The sequence below is a fragment of the Paenibacillus sp. SAF-068 genome (assembly GCF_051967555.1).
Classification (GTDB): Bacteria; Bacillota; Bacilli; order Paenibacillales; family Paenibacillaceae; genus Paenibacillus.
Map to the genome: position 1 here is coordinate 359,094 of NZ_JBQCJX010000002.1, position 21,353 is coordinate 380,446.

The 21,353-nt window shown below is 48.4% G+C and carries 12 protein-coding genes and 1 pseudogene; 6 read left to right on the forward strand and 7 right to left on the reverse strand.

The features are described 5' to 3' along the window. Positions 1 to 34: 34 nt before the first annotated feature. Both ACTHPG_RS15590 and ACTHPG_RS15595 read left to right on the forward strand, forming a co-directional pair. Positions 35 to 1,036, forward strand: a complete 1,002-nt coding sequence (locus ACTHPG_RS15590) for an ABC transporter substrate-binding protein (RefSeq protein WP_440390500.1) — start codon at positions 35 to 37, stop codon at positions 1,034 to 1,036. Further along, complete coding sequence (locus ACTHPG_RS15595) at positions 1,033 to 3,081, forward strand: iron ABC transporter permease (RefSeq protein WP_440390501.1); 2,049 nt, start codon at positions 1,033 to 1,035, stop codon at positions 3,079 to 3,081. The genes ACTHPG_RS15590 and ACTHPG_RS15595 overlap by 4 nt, the downstream gene beginning before the upstream one ends. 206 nt (positions 3,082 to 3,287) lie before the next feature. Here the strand turns inward: ACTHPG_RS15595 and ACTHPG_RS15600 are convergent, their stop codons facing one another. Together ACTHPG_RS15600 and ACTHPG_RS15605 are read right to left on the reverse strand one after the other, a co-directional pair. Next, positions 3,288 to 4,460 carry an aminotransferase class I/II-fold pyridoxal phosphate-dependent enzyme gene (locus ACTHPG_RS15600; protein WP_440390502.1) on the reverse strand — a complete coding sequence of 391 codons (1,173 nt, stop codon included), beginning with the start codon at positions 4,458 to 4,460 and terminating at the stop codon, positions 3,288 to 3,290. A 94-nt stretch (positions 4,461 to 4,554) separates the two neighbouring features. Then, positions 4,555 to 6,630 carry a methyl-accepting chemotaxis protein gene (locus ACTHPG_RS15605; protein WP_440390503.1) on the reverse strand — a complete coding sequence of 692 codons (2,076 nt, stop codon included), beginning with the start codon at positions 6,628 to 6,630 and terminating at the stop codon, positions 4,555 to 4,557. Between the two features lie 259 nt (positions 6,631 to 6,889). On the opposite strand from ACTHPG_RS15605, the gene ACTHPG_RS15610 reads away from it, so the two are divergent. Then, a complete protein-coding gene (locus ACTHPG_RS15610) occupies positions 6,890 to 7,918 on the forward strand; it encodes a hypothetical protein (protein WP_440390504.1) in 1,029 nt (342 codons plus the stop codon). 77 nt (positions 7,919 to 7,995) lie between these two features. Here ACTHPG_RS15610 and ACTHPG_RS15615 read toward each other — a convergent pair whose 3' ends face one another. The 3 genes from ACTHPG_RS15615 to ACTHPG_RS15625 form a co-directional block, all read right to left on the reverse strand. After that, positions 7,996 to 8,715 carry an SDR family oxidoreductase gene (locus tag ACTHPG_RS15615; RefSeq protein ID WP_440390505.1) on the reverse strand — a complete coding sequence of 240 codons (720 nt, stop codon included), beginning with the start codon at positions 8,713 to 8,715 and terminating at the stop codon, positions 7,996 to 7,998. 174 nt (positions 8,716 to 8,889) lie between these two features. Beyond that, positions 8,890 to 13,860, reverse strand: coding sequence for a discoidin domain-containing protein (locus ACTHPG_RS15620; RefSeq protein ID WP_440390506.1), 4,971 nt, complete (start codon positions 13,858 to 13,860; stop codon positions 8,890 to 8,892). Positions 13,861 to 14,115: 255 nt separating this feature from the next. Further along, positions 14,116 to 14,478: a winged helix-turn-helix transcriptional regulator gene (locus ACTHPG_RS15625; protein ID WP_440390507.1), complete on the reverse strand. Its 363-nt coding sequence runs from the start codon at positions 14,476 to 14,478 to the stop codon at positions 14,116 to 14,118. A 202-nt stretch (positions 14,479 to 14,680) separates the two neighbouring features. Here ACTHPG_RS15625 and ACTHPG_RS15630 point away from each other — a divergent pair, with 202 nt between their 5' ends. Continuing rightward, complete coding sequence (locus ACTHPG_RS15630) at positions 14,681 to 15,220, forward strand: NAD(P)H-dependent oxidoreductase (RefSeq protein ID WP_440390508.1); 540 nt, start codon at positions 14,681 to 14,683, stop codon at positions 15,218 to 15,220. A gap of 102 nt (positions 15,221 to 15,322) precedes the next feature. On the opposite strand, the gene ACTHPG_RS15635 is transcribed toward ACTHPG_RS15630, so the two are convergent. Next, positions 15,323 to 17,386 (reverse strand): family 43 glycosylhydrolase, encoded by a 2,064-nt coding sequence (locus ACTHPG_RS15635; protein ID WP_440390509.1) that lies wholly within the window; start codon positions 17,384 to 17,386, stop codon positions 15,323 to 15,325. 33 nt (positions 17,387 to 17,419) lie between these two features. Further along, the gene (locus ACTHPG_RS15640; RefSeq protein WP_440390510.1) at positions 17,420 to 19,360 is read right to left on the reverse strand and encodes a carbohydrate-binding protein; all 1,941 of its coding nucleotides are present in this window, start codon (positions 19,358 to 19,360) and stop codon (positions 17,420 to 17,422) included. 772 nt (positions 19,361 to 20,132) lie between these two features. On the opposite strand from ACTHPG_RS15640, the gene ACTHPG_RS15645 reads away from it, so the two are divergent. Both ACTHPG_RS15645 and ACTHPG_RS15650 read left to right on the forward strand, forming a co-directional pair. Continuing rightward, entirely contained in the window at positions 20,133 to 20,492 is a 360-nt protein-coding gene (locus ACTHPG_RS15645; RefSeq protein ID WP_440390511.1) for a hypothetical protein, read from the forward strand. Positions 20,493 to 20,526: 34 nt separating this feature from the next. Beyond that, positions 20,527 to 21,353 (forward strand): annotated as a pseudogene (locus ACTHPG_RS15650) (collagen-like triple helix repeat-containing protein); the annotation flags it as partial.

Here is a 21,353-nt window from a genome sequence, read left to right on the forward strand (position 1 = left end):
CATATAAATACATATATACAGGGGAGATACAGATATGAAAAAAGGGTTGAACGGATTGTTGATCATGCTGGCCTTTGTGCTGGTTTTGGCAGGTTGTGGTAAAACCACGACTACAACAGATACAAGTCAAGGTACTGATTCGGGTAGTGCTCCAGCTGAAGAAACAGCGGGTCCTGTTACCGTGAAGCATAAACGGGGAGAGCTTAAGTTGGATAAGCCTGCAGAGCGTGTAGTTACACTTGAATGGACATATACGGAAGATGTCGTTGCTCTGGGCGTGCAACCAGTAGGTAATGCGGATAACGCTAATTATAAAGTGTGGGTAACATCTGAAGCAGCATTGGATGACAGTGTTACGGATATCGGAACACGCAGTGAACCGAATCTGGAAGCTATCGCTGCATTGAAGCCAGATCTCATCATTGCGAATGCAGATAATAATAATGCGGTTTATGATCAACTGAATGCAATTGCACCAACCATTGAATTCGATCCGTATGATGGTGATGGTTATACTTATGACAAAATGACAGAGATCTTCACTAACATTGCAACTGCTCTTGGTAAAGAAGACAAAGCAAAAGAAGTTCTTAGTGACCTCGATCAGCACTATGCAGATGCCAAAGAAAAACTGGCTGCTGCGGGTAAAGAAAACTTCAACTTTGCACTGACACAAGCGTTCACATATCAAAATGCAGTCAGCCTGCGCATGTTTACCGACAACTCGGTTGTCATTGGTACATTGGACAAAATTGGATTGGTTAACGATTGGAAGCCCGAGAAAGTTGAGAACTATGGCTTCTCTACAGTAGGCATTGAATCCTTATCCGATGTGCAGGACAGTAACTTCATTTATATTACACAGCCTGATGATGACGTCTTTGGCACAGCCATGAAAGATAACTCGGTTTGGAACGGACTGAACTTTGTGAAGGAAAAACGCACCTATCAGCTGGATAGCACAACATGGACATTTGGTGGGCCAATTTCCTCCAAAGTACTGGTTGATGGCGTAGTAGAGGCGATCACCAAATGAGTTCGGTTCAAGGATCTAAGCCAACGATGAATTGGCGCACAATAAGCATATATGGGGGCGGTCTAACCGCTCTCATCGTGCTTTTTTTTGTAAGTCTGTGTTATGGAGAGGCAGCTATTCCTCTGCATGTCGTCTGGGATGCACTTTCAGGAAGACAGGATACATTAGAGCACAATATGGTTTGGGATTTGCGTATGCCGCGTACAGTCATTGGTATTCTTGCAGGTGGGGCACTGGCTATTGCGGGTGCTTTGTTACAGACGATTACTCGTAATCCACTGGCTGCTTCAGATACGCTGGGCATTAATGCAGGCGCATACTTTGTGGTGGTGCTGGGAGCTATTGCTTTTCCAGGCTTGTTAAGTCAGTCACCTTTTCTCTTCGCAGCTCTTGGCGGCCTGCTTGCAGCATTTGCGGCTTATTTCATGGGCGGCGGGCGTACATCTAGCCCGGTTCGGCTTGCATTGTCCGGTATGATTGTATCGATGGTGCTTGGTTCATTTACAAGCGCATTACATATTTTTTTCTCCATGGAGACGCAAGGGTTATTTCTTTGGGGCTCCGGAACACTTGTCCAGAATGACTGGAGTGGTGTGACCTATGCTTGGCCTTGGGTGATCGGCATTACCCTTCTCGCGTTAATCTTGTCCAGACAGTGGGATATGCTGGAGCTGGATGAATCAACGGCTTCATCCTTGGGGCAAAAGGTAGGATTGGCTCGATCGGGTGGCTTAATTCTCGCGGTATTGCTGGCTGCAGTCATCGTCAGTGTGATTGGGCCGATTGGTTTCGTGGGACTGGTTGCGCCACATCTGGTTCGATTGAGCGGCGTACGTTCCAACCGACTACTGTTACCCGGTGTGTTCATATGGGGAGCAGCACTCCTGGTTGGGGCGGATGTACTTGCCAAGATGGTGCGTAACTCCAGCATGGAGCTGCCAACAGGTGCGGTTATGGCAATCATTGGTGCACCATGGCTCATCTGGCTTGTCCTTACACGCATGAAGGCGGCGAACGGCTCAGGCATGTCCACTTCAATGAGCACAGGAGCACCTTCACGTCGCTTTGCATTTGGTCCGATGGCCGCATTATTTTCAGTCGTTACCGTCGCGCTTATCCTGCTCAGCACAATGTTTGGCGGTATGCGAATTCCGCTGGCTGATCTGTTGCCGAGTCTGTTCCAGTCGGATGGACTGTTCTCCGGGTTGATTCAGCTTCGGATTCCACGTACCCTTGTTGCTGCAGGTGCTGGTGCAGCACTTGCAATTAGCGGCGTGCTCATTCAGATGGCGGTACGTAACCCGCTGGCGGATGCTTCCATTGTTGGAGTGTCCTCTGGTGCAGGGCTTGGAGCGATGATGGTTATCATTTTATGGCCGGGTCTTCCAATGTACTTGCTGCCGATTGCTGCAATTGTAGGTGCAGCCGTTGCCGCAGTGGTGGTATTCTCCCTCTCCTGGAAAAAAGGGCTGAACCCGTCTGCTGTTGTGTTGCTCGGGATTGCGATGTCTGCCATTGCTGGAGCAGGTATTCAGATTCTGATTGTTCGCGGTGCTGTATATGGGAGCAGCGGGTATATCTGGCTAACCGGGAGTACCTATGCTCGTACCTGGGAACAGGTGAAGGTTATCGGATTATTTTTAGTTATTCTGGTACCGGTGGCATGGTGGCTGGCACGCCGATTCGAACTGCTGGTATTTGACGATAATAGTGCATCCGGGCTTGGATTGGGTGTGCGCCGTACACGATTATTGGCCATGACAGTTGGTGTATTGCTTGCAGCAGGTGCTGTTGCTTGTGTAGGAACCGTCGGTTTTATCGGTCTGATTGCTCCCCATATGGTAAGGCTGTTGACGGGGAATAAGTTAAGACGATCCATGTTCCTGTCCGCATTAGCGGGTGCAGTGATGCTGGTGCTCGCCGATACCATCGGCAGAACCGTCATGGCACCGACCGAGATTCCATCAGGCATACTCATTGCGATCATTGGAACACCGTATTTCCTGTATCTGATGTATCGTTCTAACTGGCGCAAGTCTGTATAAAATGTTGAAACCGGAAGCCTGCTCCTTGAGCAGGCTTTTTGCTGTCCACAATATACACAGAATCACATCGTGAATGCCTGTATTTCTTCAAAGGCAAAATCCCCTCAGGTCTACAGGGTAGAGAATCACGTGTCCAATCGTGATTCTCTTACTCCCTTCGGACCTTGAGGGGATTATGGGTTAAACACATTCGAATCGTATTCCTGCTAGCTGGATCTCAGAATCCCACTGTGATCGACGGATTCCACAGCTTGCTGCAATACCTCAACATCCTGAACAAGCGCGAATCGAACGTAACCTTCGCCTGAAGGACCAAAGGCACTGCCTGGGGTTGCAATGACACCCGCATGTGTGACCAGATCCATGGCAAATTGCTCCGAGCTGTCGTAGTGAGCCGGAATGCGGCTCCAGACAAACATGGTCGCTTCCGGTTTGGCAATAGGCCAACCGAGTTGGCTGAAGCCCTCACAGAGGATGTCTCGGCGCTGTTCATATATCGCTCTGACGCGTTCAACCTCGGATTGATCTCCGGTAATGGCAGCAATTGCTGCTTTTTGGATCGGCAGAAACATGCCGTAATCCATATTGGATTTTAGTTTTTTCAGCATGGAGACCATAGTTGCATTGCCCACACAAAAGCCGATTCGAGCTCCGGCCAAGCCATAGGTCTTGGATAAGGAATTGAATTCTACACCGACATCCATGGCGCCAGGGTATGCCAGGAAGCTGCCGCATGATGCTCCATCAAATACGAGTTCGCTGTACGCATTATCGTGAAGCACGATAATATCATACTTCCCGGCAAAGGCAATCAGATCGAGATAGAACTGATCCGGTGCCATCGCGGTTGTCGGATTGTTGGGATAGGAGACCAGCATGAATTTCGCTCGATGAGCGATATCTTCCGGAATATCCTGAAGCTGAATAACATATCCGTTTTCTTCTTTTTGCGGCATATAATACAGTTCTGCACCTGCCAGTAGTGGTCCATCTGCGAAGACGGGATAACAAGGGTCAGGCACAAGCACCAGATCACCTTCATCTACAATGGACAGGGATATATGTGCCAGCCCTTCCTGTGAACCGAGCAAGGAACAGATTTGTGTTGCCGGGTCCAATTCGACCTGATAGCGCTGCTTGTACCAGTCGCTTGCAGCTTGCAGCAACTCAGTCTGATCATTCACTGCATAGATATAATTAGCCGGATCAGCTGCGGCCTCGCATAGTGCCGTTATAATATGCTGTGCAGGTGGAATATTCGGCGTACCCACACTGAGATCAATAACCGGCTGGCCGTGCTCCAGTCTGCGGCGCTTGATCTCCAGCAACCGGGTGAAAATCCCTTCGTTGAAATGATCCATTCGTTTAGCAAAGTTCATGATGATGATTCAGCCTCCAATCCTCTTCGTACACATATTCATTAATAATAAATGGACGGCGACTAAAAGAGAAGAGCAGGGGAAAGCTTGCGGATTATGACTCCACTTTAAACTGGCTCAGTTCGTCTTGCAGTTTGCCAGAGAGCAGGTTCAACTGTTTCGACAGATCCGCTACCTGTTCGATACTGTCCAGCTGCTCCTGCGTGCTGGCGCTTACTTCTTCCGTAGATGCCGAGTTCTCCTCTGTGGTGGAAGAAATGATCTCCAGTGCCTGGAATATCTCATCCTTGTGTTTGTGCACATTGGCGGTGTTGCTGGTAATCTGTATCATACGCTGCTGCAGATCTTTCAGGTCTTGGTTAATGCTGAAGAATACCTGCTTGGTATCTTCTACGGATTTGGCATTCTCCTCCGCAATCTTCATACCGCGCATGGTATGTTCGACTGACAGAGTTGTTTTCTCCTCAATCACATTCACTTTTTTGTTGATTTCCTCAGTTGCCTGAGCTGTCTGTTCGGCAAGTTTGCGGACCTCTTCTGCTACGACGGCAAATCCTCTTCCATGTTCGCCAGCACGTGCAGCCTCAATGGAAGCATTCAGTGCAAGCAGATTCGTCTGAGAGGCAATCTGCTTGACCGTATCCACAAAACTGGATATTTCATTCCGGCTCAGATCAATCTCCTGAATAATGGAGGATACCGCTTGGGTGGACTGATGATTCTCCTCAGACCATTTCGATAATTGTTCCACGACCGAAAGCCCTTGGCTGCTCTGATCGGCAGATGTCTGCACGACTGTTTCCATAGCCTGCGCATCCGTAGCAATTTCATCGATTTGGCTGGATAACGAGCCTGTCTTGCGTAAAATATTTTCCGTTTCAATGGACTGATAATTCGTTGCATTGGCTATCTCGTTAATAGCCGTCGATGTGTCATTCATGGTCACAGCCGTTCGTGAAGAGATGGCTTGCAGATCATTCGACGACTGGTTCAAGACCTGCGCCGAGCTGCCGACCATCTGCAGCATGCTCTGAATTTTCTGTACCATGGAATTCAAGCCTGTGGCGATCTGCCCAATCTCATTATTAGACTTGATATCCAGTTTGACAGTCAGGTCACCTTGTTCAATCTGCTTGATCTTGGCCAGCAATTGCGGTATGGAGCGTAACAGACGGCGAAGGGTAATGTAACAGATAATCACAAGCAGAAGGGTGGATGCAGCAAAGCCGCCAAGCGTAATCCACGTAAATGTTTTTAATTCCGCGAGAACTTCTTCTTCGGATATGGTCAGACCAACGGACCATCCCGTATCCTCACTCGTAGCGTAGCCGATATAACGACGTTCCCCATTGTCGTTCATAAGTTGTACGCCGTTCTCACCGGCAAGCATTTTCTTGCCAATTTCCCCCATGTCCCCGGTACTGTCGAGGATGTTCTCCTTCAGCACCTTCTCTTGATCGGGATGGTACAGAATTTCTCCGCTCTTGGACAACAGCATGGAATAACCCGTGCTACCAAGCGAATAACTCTCCATGATGGCTGGAATATCCTTGAATGCAATATCCGCTGCGGCGAATCCGATCATGTTGTTGTTGTCGTCTTTGATGGGATAAAAGATACCCATAAGTACATCGCCTGCTGCAATATCAATGTATGGATCGGAGAAATAAAGCCCGTCTGCATCGATAACTGGTTTGTAGTATGGACGCGACTGGATTTCAAAATCCGGTGCAGATACGACACCATCATTTTGAATCCAGAAGCCTTTTCCATCCAGACCCCCGACCCAGGCATCGGCAAACGAAGGCTCTGCCTTAACGATAGCGGCCAGTGTTGCCTGTGTCTCCGCAGCATAGGTTGAACTCGCCGCATCTGCAGCAGATGCTGTTGTTTCTATGTATTGCTTGAATAATGTGTTAGTGGACATTTGTTTGACCAGTGCGCCCTTTTCCTTGAATAGCGCATCAAATTCACTCACAATGGCTTGTGTCTTGGTCTGGAGCATGGATTCCTGCTGTTTAATCAGAATGTTTCGTGTGCTTGTAAACATAAATGTCCCCAGTACGCTAAAGACAACTACGATAATAACCAGCAGCACAATAGACACCGTATTTGCCATACTGGATGTCCTTGCTCCCGTTTTTCCCCACTTGTTCAACATGTTTGACATATTCCATCTCCCCAGATGTGTAATAGATGCTTAAAACGCCTAAGTTATATGTCGGTATGAGTTATAGTTTTATGTAGATTTCTGTCGAATGATATTGAGAATAAAGATAAGGACCTGGGTGAGAGGAATGGGACGGATGAAAGGGAGGATTGAGGAGGTGAGAGGCACGGGGATCGGTGGTGGTTCATCCAGGCGATGTTGTTTATAATGGGATGAAATGGAATGGATTGATCAGCATGGAGAAAAAGGAGGAATATCTATGAGTGAGAGATGGCACGCTTCGATACAGGGCATTCCATGGAATGTCGAAAAAATGGACCAGGCGGTTAATCACTTGCGTCGCAGGGCGACGGTTCATTTTCGCGTTGGTGCGGATACATACGAAGATCTTGCCGAACTGGATGCCAAGGTGTTCGCAGCCCGGCCGGATCTGATTCTTCATATATCGAATGTAGACCCTAAAGCAGCCTATTCATCGGGATTTCTGGGGCGACTTGCCCAGTTGAAGCATGTATCTGCCCTTCAGCTTGATCTACTGCAGGCCCAAGATCTGACGATCTTGGGTGCGATGGAGCAACTGCAGTTTCTAAGATTGAATTCACCTGCTAAGGCAACCCGGCTCAATTTTATTGAACACTACAACCAGCTAACCTTTCTTGAACTCCGCGGCAAATTCAAAGATTTTGCTTCCATTGCAACATGCCTAAGTCTCAACACCATAATTCTGAACTGCTCCATTGAAACGCTCGATGTGTTGGCGAAACTGCCCATGCTTCAATATCTGTCCCTGGATCAAGGTGAGTTAAAAGGGGAATTGAATGCTTTGACAGAGTCAACCATCTCGATGTTGAAGCTAAGCTCTGTTCGCAAGCTGACGAGTGTCCAGGGACTCGAACAGATGCACGGGCTGGAATATCTGCATCTGTCCTTGCCCAAGCTGGAGCAGTTATGCGACTTCTCCCATATGACCTGCCTCAGACAGCTCGAACTGGACTACATGAAATCGTTGAAGGATACCGAATTTCTATGGACAGCCCGCACTGTAGAGGCCATTGAACTGAAAGAAATCAATACGGCGCTCAAGGCGGATTCTTTTGCTGGATTGAACGGACTGTCGCACTTGCGCCAAATCGATTTTCGTTATATTGATGTTAACAAAGGACGGATTGCAGCTATGCGTGATCAGTTGTCCAAGGCTGGAAAGTCCCATTTGTTATATGAAAATATCCCTGAGCCTGAACACATGAATTCCATAGGGATTGCGCATTTATCGCACATATTAATGTAAACGTGCTTCAGTCCAGCGTATGTACACAGAACGAACGCATCTGAACGGCCGATGGAGTGGGCAGATATTATTGCTATCTAAGTGTTCGTATCCGTTAATGCGGGTATGTTGATCTCTTTTACACAGGCCGCTTTGGACAAGCTGATAATACATCGAACGATGTCGACCATGTCCTGTAGGGGAATACGGGTTCCGTTATACTCGGCGAGTGCATGCTCGATTCCGTCTTCATAAGGGATTTCTGCCGCCAGTTCTCCCGGGTTGATACATGTCACCGCGATGCGGTCCTCTCTCGTATGCTCTCTTAGAGCTTCCGTAATACCCCGTATGGCAAATTTGGAGGCGACAAATGAAACCTGGCTGCTGCTTGCGTTGCTCAAACCGGCTGTTGAACCGATCAGGATGATTTTGCCTGCTTCAGACTGGCGGAGCTGAGGCAGTAAAGCTTGTATGCATACAATCGTTGAAGTCACATTCACATGGATCAGCTGACTAATATCTGCGGATTCATCCCGATCAAACGTATAGTGCTCTTCAAATCCTTCCTTTTCCCAGATCCCCACGTTATAAATAAGCACATCTAACGTTTCGCCTCGAAGCTGGCTGGCAATATGCTCCGCGGCCTGAAGCTCGGAAAGATCGGCCTGAATCCATATTCGTTGGACGCCATCCTCCACAGTCAGACTTTCCGGCTTGCTACGGGAGACCACCCAGACTTTATCACCAGACTGTGGTACACCTCTGACAAAGGCATCGCCCAATCCTTTGCTTGCACCGAAGACAATTATATTTTTCAAATAAAGCCCTCCTTATCGAAAAGAATGTAGTAAATTTAGGTCAATCTATATCTTACTATAGAGGTGGTATATGGAACATGAAGCTTGAATGAGGTATGCTTCATCTTTCTCAAAGAAAAACCACCCCTGTCCCGCAAGCACGGGAGAGAGATGGTTGGATGAATCGTGATGACGTTAACGGTAAAGTTTTAACTCGGCGATGGACCACCACCACTCGGGCGTGTCCGCGGTCAAAACCAGTTTGATGTATCGCGCCGTTTGTTTGGAGAACGTATGTGAGATGGCTGAGCCTGTTCCCAGGGCATCCATAACCTCATTCCAATGCTCGCCATCATCAGAAGTGAAGAACTGGAAACTGCGGGCATAATCGTTACTGCTGCTGCCCGAGTCCATGGTCAAGCGGCTGAAGCTCTGCTTGCTTCCCAGATCAATCTGGACCCATTGATTGGCAAGTTGAGCAGATGAAGAGGTCCAGCGTGAATTCAGATCGTCGTCCAGCATTGCCGCAACATCTTCAGCGGTGGAGGCAGTCGCTGTCCATGATGTCCGATCCAGTTCAGCAGGTAGCAGATGATCCTGTTCCCCGGATATCCAGGGAGTCTGATCAGCGGTATAGACCTCGAATTCAGCCACGGACCACCAATGAGAATCAGTACCCGTCTGTACGACCTTAATATAACGTGCCTGTTGCGTTGCAAAGGGGATGGAAACCAGCGAATATGATCCTTTGCCCGAGGCTAGTGCTTCTCCCCAATGCTCTCCATCCAGGGAGGTATATACTTCATAACCGCGAGCAAAGTCTTCCCGGCTGTGCGCGCTGTCCAGCACAATCCGGTTCACTGGCTGCGAGGTTCCCAGATCAATCTGAATCCATTCGCCGCCGGTTTGAGTCTGACCGGAGGTCCAGCGTGTTTGGTCCGAGCCGTCGAGTATAGCCGCTGCATCGTCTCCGGAGGAAGCGGTCACGGACCAGCCATCTGGCAGCAACCGCTTTTGTTTCCCTGTTCCATGATGATTAACAAACAACTCGGAGATTGACCACCATTGATCGGAATCTCCGGTCTGTACCATCTTCACATAACGTGCCTGCTGTTCAGGGAAGGTGATGGACATGCGTCCAGGCGTGCCTTCGCCGCCCGCAATGGACGTGCCCCAGTGTTCACCGTCATCCGAGACATAGATCCGATACTGTCTCGGATAGTCTTCTTTCGCATGGCCTGGGTCCAATTCTATGGCATCGAAAAAACTCTTCTGGCCGAGGTCGATGGTAATCCATTGTCCTTTGATTTGTTTTCTCCCATTGGTCCATAGGGTATCTGAACTTCCGTCGAGCATATTGGCTGTAACATCGGCGCCTTGAGTAGAGGAGGCGGTTACGATCCATGAAGAGCGATCTGGAAGCCGTACGGGCTCCGGGAGCTCCGGTGTTACTTCAAGTTTGCCAAACCGGGCCAGTTTGAGTTCAGAGATTGACCACCAGCTGTCTGCAGAGGAAGTCAATACAATCTTGACATAACGGGCGGTCTGCATGCCCAATTCCACGGACAGACTTGGAGATGTTCCGGCGCTCTCTGCGATGGGCTGGCCCCAGTTCTCGTTATCTTTGGATACGTAGATTTCGTACCCGTGAGCATAATCACCGCCGTTGTTGCCGGAGTTCATGAATACCGTATCCATAGACTGTTCGCTCCCCAGATCGATATGCAGCCAATCGCCGGGCTGCTGGAGCTGTCCGGATGACCAGCGTGTAGTCAGATCACCGTCCACCATGTGCTCGACCGGCTCCGAACTGGTGGATGCCTTAATGGTCCATTGGCTCCGATCGAGATAGACTACTCCCTGAGAGGCATCCGGCTGTTGAACAACGGAATGTTCCAGCGGGTTAACCTTTACTTGCGCTTTGGCATAAACGGTAGCCGAACCCAAAGCGCCATTGGCATTGTAGAAATGCACTGTTTTGACAGTGTCAGACGGATTCCAGATTTGCGCTGTATAGACGCCGTCTTTTTCATACACGGTTGCTGCCGGATCATCTGCCCATATTTCCATTGTGCGTGTTCCCGTAGAAGCCATGCTGTGCATGAACCAGTAGGCGTTAAAGACTTCATTTTGCTGCATTTCGCTCGTATTCCATTTGGCTAGAGCACCTTGCGGGTCTCCAATGGACTGGAATGGCCAGATGATATGCTGCCATGTGCGTTCCTGCTGACCGCCCAGATCCTTGATAAGGCCATTGTAGAGAGCCTTAGTATTCTGCGGATCACGTCCATAATAGGTCATCCATTCCGCTGGCGGCAGCCAGTGAATACCGTAAATGTGCTCGGCTTCATTCGAGAAGTACGTTCCATACAGGTAGGCGCTGCCGTACACATGACCTACCGTAGCGTGCTGGTAATCCTCCAGCCAGTTATCCCCGTCATAGTTAAACCAGTATTGCTCGGCAGCCTTCTCTTCGGTCACGAAGCCCCAGATCCCGGTGTCGCGATAGGCTTTGTTGCCTGTCACCTCACCCCACATATATTGGCCGACCCAACTAAAGAGGGCTTCACCTGCAGCCTCCTGGTTATTCCCGCTGCGATTATCGGCGTAACCACCTGCCCAGGAGTGACCTGCGTACGCATCGAAATTGCGAAGCCTTGGAAACTGTTCATCTGTCCGTGAAGGATTGGCGTAGTCCCGAATCAGAAGCTCAACCATGTCGCCGTAATCTTGCAGGAATGTCTGGTCATATGTGGCCAGTACAGCTGATGCAAAAACGTAATAGCCGTAGGTGAAATGATGATCTGTCAATCCGGTATTAACACCAAATCCGCTACCGTAAGGGAAAATGGTTCCCCATTCATCCGAATAATAAAAATAATACGAGTGCAAAGGTTCATCCGGCGAATAGGTATACCAATCTGTCAAAATGGTTCGAAGCAGGGACAGATAGTGGTCTCGTCGTTCCGTATCTCCGATCTGGTCGCTGATGAGTACACCCAGCGCAAGCGGATGAAGCTTTTTCCCTTGCCAGTAAGGATCCTCGCTCATCAGATTACCTGCCGTATCCGCGTCAAGCTGATCCAGATAGCTGATTAATTGTGCACGCGAGTAGGTTGGATCATCCGGTTCCACAAATTGCGGGATAATGCCATAGAATCGATCCTGCGTCGTAAACGTATTGCCTTCACTTACTTTCATCATGCCGCGAATGGAAGGGTAAGCAAGCTCCGTTAACGGAGTAGTCGCCAGTTTCCATTGGTGCGGGAACAAGGCCATGAGTGTCTCGGAGGAAAAGCCTGCCCGCTTCGTCTGGGTTACCGAGTTGAAGGTAGTCGTTACCAGTGAAGTGCTCTCGTTATAGTTGTAGTCCACTTGTGTATCGGTAACAAAGGCGTAGGCATGCCGATAATAATAAGGCAGATCTGCCGCGGACGGCAGGGTAGCCAGTGACAGATAGTTTCCGCTCTGGCCCAGCTTGATCTTGAGGGTATTGCCAAGTTTCATAACTACGGTTCCTTCAGGTGCAAAGATCCCGTAGTTTCTTGTAAAGGTCTGAGGCGTGGGCGCTCTGTCCTGATTGGTTACTTCAACGCCGATATGATCGGCCGTTATTGATTCTCCATCCTTCAGAACAATTTCACGGTTCTGATCATCGAAGAGACGTGTGATGCTGGGAGAACGAACAATAATGGTATCCGGGTTATCGAAGGTGTTGTACAGGAAAGGGGAACCCTTCACAAACGTGGTATTCATTTTGGCGGTGTCATCATCGCTCATGATGATCGTTGCAGAATAATCCCCATATCCCGCCACCTTGGTATTGACCTCCGCCGGATTCATATTGCTGGTGGTCATGATCAGATCCGGTTCCCCGTCAGCGTCCATAGAACCGCCATCAGCGGAAACGTAACCCGCTCCGGGATTCAGAAGTTGAAGTCCTTGTTTGGTATATCTGCTTTTGAGCGGGAGTGTGACCAGACTGTTGCCATCCCCCAGATCGGATACAAGAATAGACTGCCACCAGTCATTGGAAGGGAGAGGCGCCGTAATATCAGTCGTACGATTTTTCGGGTTTTTCGGCTGCAGCATCGTGATGTCATTTACAGCGTAACTGCCGGAACCCACCTGTACCGTGGACGGTTCAGGGATATTCGGAATGGTATGCACAGGTTTGGCATCGCCTTCGATATACTCGTAGACATCGAATGCGTACAGGGAATATCCGTTGGTTGTTCCTCTGCCAAGTCCGGCCAATTTCACATACCGTGCTTCGGCGTATACCGGAATTTCATCCCGTCCACCGTTGCTGTGCATTTCCCGGTACAATGTAGTCCATTGCTGTGCATCATTGGATACTTGAATATCGTATGCACGTCCGAAAGCGTTTTCCCATTGAAGAGATACGTTCCCGATCTCCCGGATTAGTCCAAGGTCCACAACAATCCATTCCTGATCCTTGTAGATGGAAGACCAGCGTGTATCCGGGTTACCATCCGTTACATTCCGGGCTTCGTAATTCCTTTTTTCCATTTTGGCTTTATCCTCGGCTGAACGGCTGGGCTCATCGATTTCTTCCGAAGACGCTGTAACCGGTTGTCCAAGCGCAAGGTTCTTTGCTACTGGTTTGGGAGGTGGATTTGCTCCGCCTGTTCCGTATACATTGAATTCGTATACAGAGACGCCATAGGCTTGCTGTGCTCTTTGATGACTGAACAAGCGCACATATCGTGCCTCTGCTGTGACCTCAATTTCGTTCAGTCCGCCTTGCCCCTTTGTTGTGGAGTAAACAGACTGCCAATTGACCTCGTCGTTGGATACTTCCAGATCAAAGCTTGTAGCATACGCATTTTCCCACTGGATGGAGATGTCCGAGATGGAGGCCACCGCGCCTAAGTCAACATAGATCCACTGCGGATCTTGCTGCCATATACTCTCCCAGCGGGTGTTTTTGTTGCCGTCAACCACATGTTCTGCCGTATTGCCGCCCAAAGATGAGGAACTGTACACCGGTCGGTTCAGGGATAACAGATGATGTTCCTCATCTGCGGCGTGCACTTTTGAGACCGTCCACAGCGGGATGCTGCTAATCAACAACAGAACAGATAACATCAAGTTCATGTAGATGTTGCGTGTTTTTCCTTTTTGACGCGTTCGTACCTTCATATGACCACTCCTTTGTTAGCCCTTGCCATCTCACCAGACAGAGCTTCGCTTCTTCTCTTACTCGCTACCGTATGTATCATTCTGTTCTCCCTTGTTGCCTTTGTGAGATGTGAGTCCAATGCTCAACACGGGATATTCAGGTGCTTCCTTTTGTATATCGATCATTTGGTCTGGAATATAAAGTTTTTTTAATCGTTTTCGTGGAAAAAGAGACATATGTCCTACATCATGTATGGGGGATGTGCAACTGTGAAATCAAGATTCGGGATGGTTGTTCTCCAACAATACAACGTCTTCGCCCCGCTGTTGTCTGAGCGCAATATTGTCCTTTCCCCAAGTACACATGACATCCACGATGGTGTTGGCGGTAACGCCATATTCCGTAAGTCCGTATTCCACCTTGGGAGGCATTTGCTGGTAGACATGTCTGGTCACAAGGCCATCCCGCTCCAGCTCGCGCAATTGTTGAATTAACACTTTTTGCGAAATACCCGGAATGCTGCGCCCTAATTCTCCCGTTCTCTTGACACCGGACATCAATAAACAGATGATCAAGGCTTTCCATTTGCCACCGATAATTTCGAGTGTCGCTTCTATGCCCAGATTGTATTGTTTCATCCTGATTCACCTCAAGTTAAATTTTACGTGTTATATAGAGTGTAACTATTTATTTTCTCACGGTTCTGACACTGAAGTCCATACACACTTTGAGGTAACCATCTTACTTCATTGTGTGTATTTTCTTTTGAGCGGATGTGTTCAATAATGATCCATATTCAAGTAAAGAAACCAACACCCTTATGGAAAGAAGGAAGTTACGTTGAAAACCCTTATTATTCTGGCACATCCCGATATAGAAAGTTCAAGAGTCAATCGTCGCTGGAAGGAGGAGTTGCTACAGAGTACAACAGATGATATTGCTCTTCACGAATTATATACGACCTACCCCGATGGAAAGATTGATGTATCCCGAGAACAAGAGCTGCTGGAGACGCATGATCATATTATGTTGCAGTTCCCTTTATATTGGTACAGTTATCCACCGTTGCTGAAAAAATGGTTTGATGATGTGTTCACCCATGGATGGGCGTACGGATCGAAGGGGAATCGATTGAAGGGAAAGCGGATGGGGCTAGCGATGTCCATAGGGGATAAGCAGGAGAACTATGCGCAGGATGGTCCTATCGGATACAGCGTAGAGGAACTTGTTGCCCCTTTCATAGCAAGCATGAATCATGTAGGGGCTCAGGCATTACCGCATTATGCAGTCTATGGTGCCTCGTTCCAGGCCACCGATGAAGAGATTAACCGAAGTGCTAAAGGATACGTGTGTTATATAAAACAGCTCCGGGATTTTTGAAGTTAACAAGGTAAAGTTCTTCATAAGAAATATATTGAAAAGGACCTGCCTCCACACAGGATGGAGTTCCAGGTCCTGATCAGTAACCGAATCAGATCACATTTATTCTACGCGGAAATAATCAAAATCTGCATATCCTCCGGTAGACTTCGTTGCATAATTGAACAGTGCAAACCGGTATCCCATAAAGTGTGGCAGGGTGTAAGACATTTGAAGAGTATTGCCGATGGTTGTCCAGTTGCTGCCATCCAGACTATAAGCAAAGTTGGCTTTGTCAGTCTGGTTCGTGAAATCACAGATGACGCGGAGATAGATTCTGTTCTGGTTTAATGGCACAGTTGCTACTTCGGTCATGGTGCCTGAGCTGGCATTAGCCATAATGATGGATTTGGTGCTGCCTGTCATTTTAACGCCGACAAAACCATATCTGGCCTGAAAAGCAGCGAGTCCGGCATAATCGCCATCCTTCATGCCTGCTGTTTCCAAAGCGGTAATCCCTGTACTTTTTGGACCAAAGGTTCGTTGTGTCAAAGTATTGCGAGCTTCCAACAGGTTTTTGCTGTTTTTTCCAGCAGTTAACCGCATGAAACCTGGCCGCTGGAGAAGGGACCAGTTGAGAGCATCGGGGTTATGATTCCACTGCCAGAATGTGGATAGTCCAGATGTACCGGAAGATGAATTGTTCGTCAGGGAGACGTCATCCACATAAAACGCCATCAGATCATTGGTCGGGTCCGGATTCGAGTTATACGGTGTTTCCACAAAAATAAAGCTTTGGGACAGGTCTGCATTCGACGGAACGGTATAGGTACCTTCAAGAGTGCCCCATTGTCCGCGGGTTAGTGTCGCACTGCCCATAATGGAAATTCCGGTATAATTTGCACCGTTCTGGATGCTAAGATTGAACGTTTTGGTTGCAGGACCAGTCGTGTATTTGATTTTTGCCGAAAAAGAGTATGTGACTCCTGGTACCAGCTTGCCTGTAACCATCTGTTTGGCACCGCCTGCTGTCTGCTGTCTGCCGCTGACGAGCAGGCTCTTGGTACCGCTAAAAGCTTCGGCACTCGTTAAGTTGATGGTTGCCGTATTGTTGCTGGACCACGGCTGAATGGTGCTCTCCTCGAAGCCGCCGTTCACTAACAGTTGCGTTATTGAGGGGGTGCCTGATGTGGTTGTGTTGAACTCATCGGATCCGTAGATTTTGGCAGCAGGCTGACCTTCAACGGGCATATTCATGTTCAGGGGAACCTTGCCGTTCCCCCCAAACACAGGCCAGTTATCCGACCATGTCACCGGAACGAGATAAGGGATGCGCCCAATAGCCCCGCTATCTCGAAACAGTAATCCGTACCATGCACCGGATGCGGTGTCCACGATGCCTCCTTGGGCAATGCCCGAGTCTTTGAGTACAACTTTACCTGTGTATGGACCTGTCAACGTGTTTGCACGATAGGCAAGCTGGATGCGGCCATCACCCGAAGGCCAGGCAATCAGGAAGACATAATACATACCATTGATCTTCTGAATGTGTGCTCCTTCTGCCTTCACAATCATGTTGGAGCCAGCTACACTGCTTGCGTTTGGAATCAGGACCTGATTGAGGCCGCCAGATTTGACGGACTTGGCATCAGGTGTCAGCTCAACGATACTGATGTTGTCACTGCCGTGAACAAGAAAGGTCCGATTCCCATCAAACAAAAGGGAGGGGTCATGGTAATAACTGTTTAATGTGTAAGGTGTCCATGGCCCTGTTTCAATATTGCTGGTCTGGTAAATATACGTCTTGCCGGTGGAAAGCGAGCCAAAAGCAACATAATAGACACCGTTGTTGTACCGCAAGCTGCTCGCCCAGGAACCACGTCCATACTCGTTTTGTCCGTTGTTCAGATTCTGTATATCCCCGTTTCCGAGCGTATCATATACATAGTTTACGATGCTCCAGTTGACCAGATCATAAGACTTCATGACGGGTACTCCCGGATTCATATGCATCGTTGTGCTTGTCATATAAAAGGCATTGCCCACCCGAATGACGTCACTGTCAGGAACATCCGCGTAAATCACCGGATTGCTGAACGTTGCTGCGGAAGCAGATGGACCTGTCAGAGGGAGTGATGCCATAAGCAAAGGAAGAGCGAGCAGAAGAGTACCTATTTTTTTCCACATTTTCTATCCTCCCGATCGATCATGTCCTAGGAATTAAAGTGAATACTCCAGATAATCAATGTACGCATCCCAAGTCCCATTATCCGTTGTTACGACCAGCTTGATTTCCTGATTGCCTGTAGCATGAGTGATGCCGGTAAGTGTTTGAACGGTTGGCTGCGTTCCAGTGAAGTAGAATGAGCCTGCGGTTACACCCCCAATGACCAGATCAACACGGGCCGTATTATTGTTGTTGGAAGCGCCGCGGACAGAGAATTGATGGGTTGGGAATGCAAAATATTGATTGTATGCTGCATAATCATTGTTCGCGTAAAGAGCGACTCCATTAAATGGGGAACTGATTACACCTGCATATTGGCCGCCAAGTGTCATATTCTCTGCTTCGTAACGGGTAACGTTTGGATTGGGATTAGGATTTGGGTTAGGGTTAGGATTGCCGCCCGAACCGGATGTGAACTGCCAGTAGTCCAGATTGAACAGATTTCCGTTACCTGAGCCTGTAAATACCAGATACAAACGATGTACACCTGTTGCGTTGGTAACATTCGTCTCCAGCTCACGCCAAGTCTGTGAACCGCCGGTTGAGCTTACGTTGAGTGTCCCAGCCAGTGGACCTGTCGGACTATCCAGTCGAATCTCGATGCTGCCATTTCCGGTAGAAGCGACATTGGCCTTGAATTTGGAGGCTCCAGCTGATCCAAAATCTACGTTGCCGACTGCGATCCAATCCCCATTATGAATATTAGTCACATTCTGATTGGCTACAGGTCCACCGCTCGCTTGACTCGGTTCAGTGGTAATTCCTGCTTGCCAGCCAATGGTTTCGGCTTCCACCCGGACATACGGATTGAGATTAGCGGTCTGAGGTACACCTGTCATATTTCCTTGAACCTCCTGGATTGTTCCATCCGCATTATGTGTCAGTTTGTTGATATGTGTGGAACGGTATCCTTTGCCTTCGCCGAGAAATGCCCGACTCACCGTTTGCGCATGGTACGCGACATACCATTCATTGTTGAATTGGAACACGGCATGGTGGTTATTGCCGCCTACGCCGAAGAACGTACCTGGATTTTTCAGAAAGTGTCCTTTAAACGTGAAAGGCCCCATCGGGCTGTCGCTGACCATGTATCCGATCTCACCTTTTGGATATGCCGTGGGATGTGTTCCCGCGAAGTTGATGCAGTAGGAGTAGTAATATTTGCCGTTATACTTATGAATGCCGGAATCTTCGAACATATAAGGAGAATCGATCGTTACAGCACTGCCCACCACACTGGTCATGTCGGCACCAAGACGAATGACCCGAGCGGTTTTGGGATTGGCAATGGAAGCAGCATTGGTATCGTTCGGAATGCCGCCTCCAGCATACAAGTAAGCTGAGCCATCGTCATCGACAAGCACAGCCGGATCAAAGAGCCAGGTTACGCCAGACATTCCCGGTGTACTGTGTGTCAGGAGGGCACGCCCCAGAGGATCGGACCACGGTCCAATGGGGGAATCCGCCGTGAGCACGCCAATACCTCCGCCCGAGTTGGCAAAATAGAGGAAAAACTTTTCTTTGCCAGCAATGGTTTTCTTCGCCATGGCAGGAGCCCAGGATTGGGTAGCCCATTTGGCAATTCCTTGACCATTATTGGCATTATTCGCACCCGCTACAGGGATCGAACCATGGTCTGTCCAGTTCACCATATCAGCTGAAGAGATGACGTTAATTTTCCCGATTGTGCTGTACTGGTTCTCTCGGACAGAGCCGTCGCTGTTATACAGGTATGCATCACCTGTCATGTAAACATAAACCCGATTGTTATGGACAAGCACATAAGGGTCGGCCCCAAGTTTATGATCGACGAGGGGGTTGGCGTTTCCAGGGAGTTTGGCAACGGCTGCATTGGCTGCATGGCTTGAACCAACGGGCAGGGTGACAAAGATGAGCAGACACGACAACAACATAATTAGCGGTTTACGAATCATACGTTTCGCCTCCATGAGATGGGATTAGTGGTGAACCGAAATTCAGAATAGCTGAGATGATGAATGTCGAAAAAATGAAGAGTTGTCCCTCATGTCACCCCCTTATTGAATAGGTTATTAGTTTGGCTGCTAGGTGATCTTCATGTTGTCATCTATGGTATAAGCCAGATGACCCGTGAAGCCGCGACTGTAGACGCGGCGGGAAGGGGAGTGGCTATAACCCAAAACAAGCCTGCATCGGGATGTGCGATTAGAAAAGCTATAATCTCTCAGGTTTCTTTTTGTAATCGCTTTCAATAAAATGGGGGAGAAGACTGAAATTTGGCGAAGAAAGACATTTGGTCACTTTAAAATGTAATTATTTTTCAAATTTTCTTTTAAATGTTTATTAACTTGACGATATCATATCACAATTTCGAGATAATACAATATTTTTCTATTCTTTGGTAGAGGATGAAGAAAATCATTTAATGGGAAGAGTCACTATTATGGAGAACATATAGAATGATAGAGAGATATTGCTGGATGAATTTCCTGAAATGATTGCTAGATAAGCTTTGAAAAAGGTTAATGGGAGTATATTCGAAAGAAAGCTCGCGCCATATGGTGCGAGCTTTTCCGGTTATTCTTAACGTTTTGGTTCGTAATAATAGTGCAATTGCCGCATGTGTTTTGTCCACACCGTCGGTTGAGTGTTTGAATACTACTATTGAGTGAGCTTATGCCAAATACTGCTAGAGTATAAGGTTTCATAAAAGGTGGGATGGGAAAAATGTCAATTTTATTAACTGGGCCGATAGAAAACAATCCGGTTTCCGGGATCAGACCAACACAACAGGTAACGATTAGATTGACAAGTCGGGCTAATGTGAACTCTGTAACAGTATCCATTCAGGGTTATGCGCTAAGTACAACAAGAACGCTGTATGTGAATGAAGTGATCAGTATTGCCCCTAATGAAGCAGTGACCAAAAATTATTTTGCAGATTTGGATGCTTTCGAGTTTGTTTTTGTAACAGCACCAGAAAGTGTGGACGAAGTGGGAATTTCAGTGTGGGGCAAGCAATCGTCCGGGCAATTGGTGGATGCTCACCGGGTGGTGGAGCACGAAAAAACAGTTCATAACAACTAGCAGATCAGAAATAACCAAAAGAGGAGATGGAGCGATGAGCTTTTTATCAACAGGGCCAATAGAAAATAATGCGGTTGGTGGGTTAAGACCGACTCAAACAGTTACAGTTAGATTAGATAACCGTAGTGATGTGGCAGCCTCAACCGTACAGATTCAGGGGTATTACATGAGCGGTGGATTGAGGGTTCTGTATGTCAGCGAGTCTTTTGACATCGCACCGAATCAAGTAATAACCAACAATTATTTTGCGAATCTGGACGCCTTCGAGTTTACTTTTACAACAACAACCATGGTTAATGATCCTATTCAAGTATCTGTATGGGGTAAGAGCAGTACAGGCTCATTGGTAACAGCCCATCGTTTGGTTTCTTCCGAATTGTTGGGTGAGATCCCAAGTATCACGGGAGCTACAGGTGCAACGGGAGCTACAGGAGCAGCAGGCACAACGGGGGCAACCGGAGTAACGGGAGCGACAGGCAGCGGTGCAACTGGAGCAACAGGTACGGCAGGTGTAACCGGAGCTACAGGAGCGACAGGCACAATGGGGGCAACCGGAGTAACGGGAGCGACAGGCACAGCAGGTGTAACCGGAGCTACAGGAGCAGCAGGCACAACGGGGGCAACCGGAGTAACGGGAGCAACAGGCACAGCAGGTACAACCGGAGTAACGGGAGCGACAGGCACAGCAGGTACAACCGGAGTAACGGGAGCAACAGGTACAGCAGGTGTAACCGGGGTAACCGGAGCAACAGGCACAGCAGGTACAACCGGAGTAACCGGAGCAACAGGCACAGCAGGTACAACCGGAGTAACGGGAGCAACAGGTACAGCAGGTGTAACCGGGGTAACCGGAGCAACAGG

Coding starts and splice junctions, on each gene's coding strand:
- ACTHPG_RS15645 (WP_440390511.1), top strand. CDS start 20,133: ATGTCAATTTTATTAACTGGGCCGATAGAAAACAATCCGGTTTCCGGG.
- ACTHPG_RS15610 (WP_440390504.1), top strand. CDS start 6,890: ATGAGTGAGAGATGGCACGCTTCGATACAGGGCATTCCATGGAATGTC.
- ACTHPG_RS15635 (WP_440390509.1), bottom strand. CDS start 17,386: ATGTGGAAAAAAATAGGTACTCTTCTGCTCGCTCTTCCTTTGCTTATG.
- ACTHPG_RS15640 (WP_440390510.1), bottom strand. CDS start 19,360: ATGATTCGTAAACCGCTAATTATGTTGTTGTCGTGTCTGCTCATCTTT.
- ACTHPG_RS15590 (WP_440390500.1), top strand. CDS start 35: ATGAAAAAAGGGTTGAACGGATTGTTGATCATGCTGGCCTTTGTGCTG.
- ACTHPG_RS15605 (WP_440390503.1), bottom strand. CDS start 6,630: ATGTCAAACATGTTGAACAAGTGGGGAAAAACGGGAGCAAGGACATCC.
- ACTHPG_RS15620 (WP_440390506.1), bottom strand. CDS start 13,860: ATGAAGGTACGAACGCGTCAAAAAGGAAAAACACGCAACATCTACATG.
- ACTHPG_RS15595 (WP_440390501.1), top strand. CDS start 1,033: ATGAGTTCGGTTCAAGGATCTAAGCCAACGATGAATTGGCGCACAATA.
- ACTHPG_RS15625 (WP_440390507.1), bottom strand. CDS start 14,478: ATGAAACAATACAATCTGGGCATAGAAGCGACACTCGAAATTATCGGT.
- ACTHPG_RS15600 (WP_440390502.1), bottom strand. CDS start 4,460: ATGAACTTTGCTAAACGAATGGATCATTTCAACGAAGGGATTTTCACC.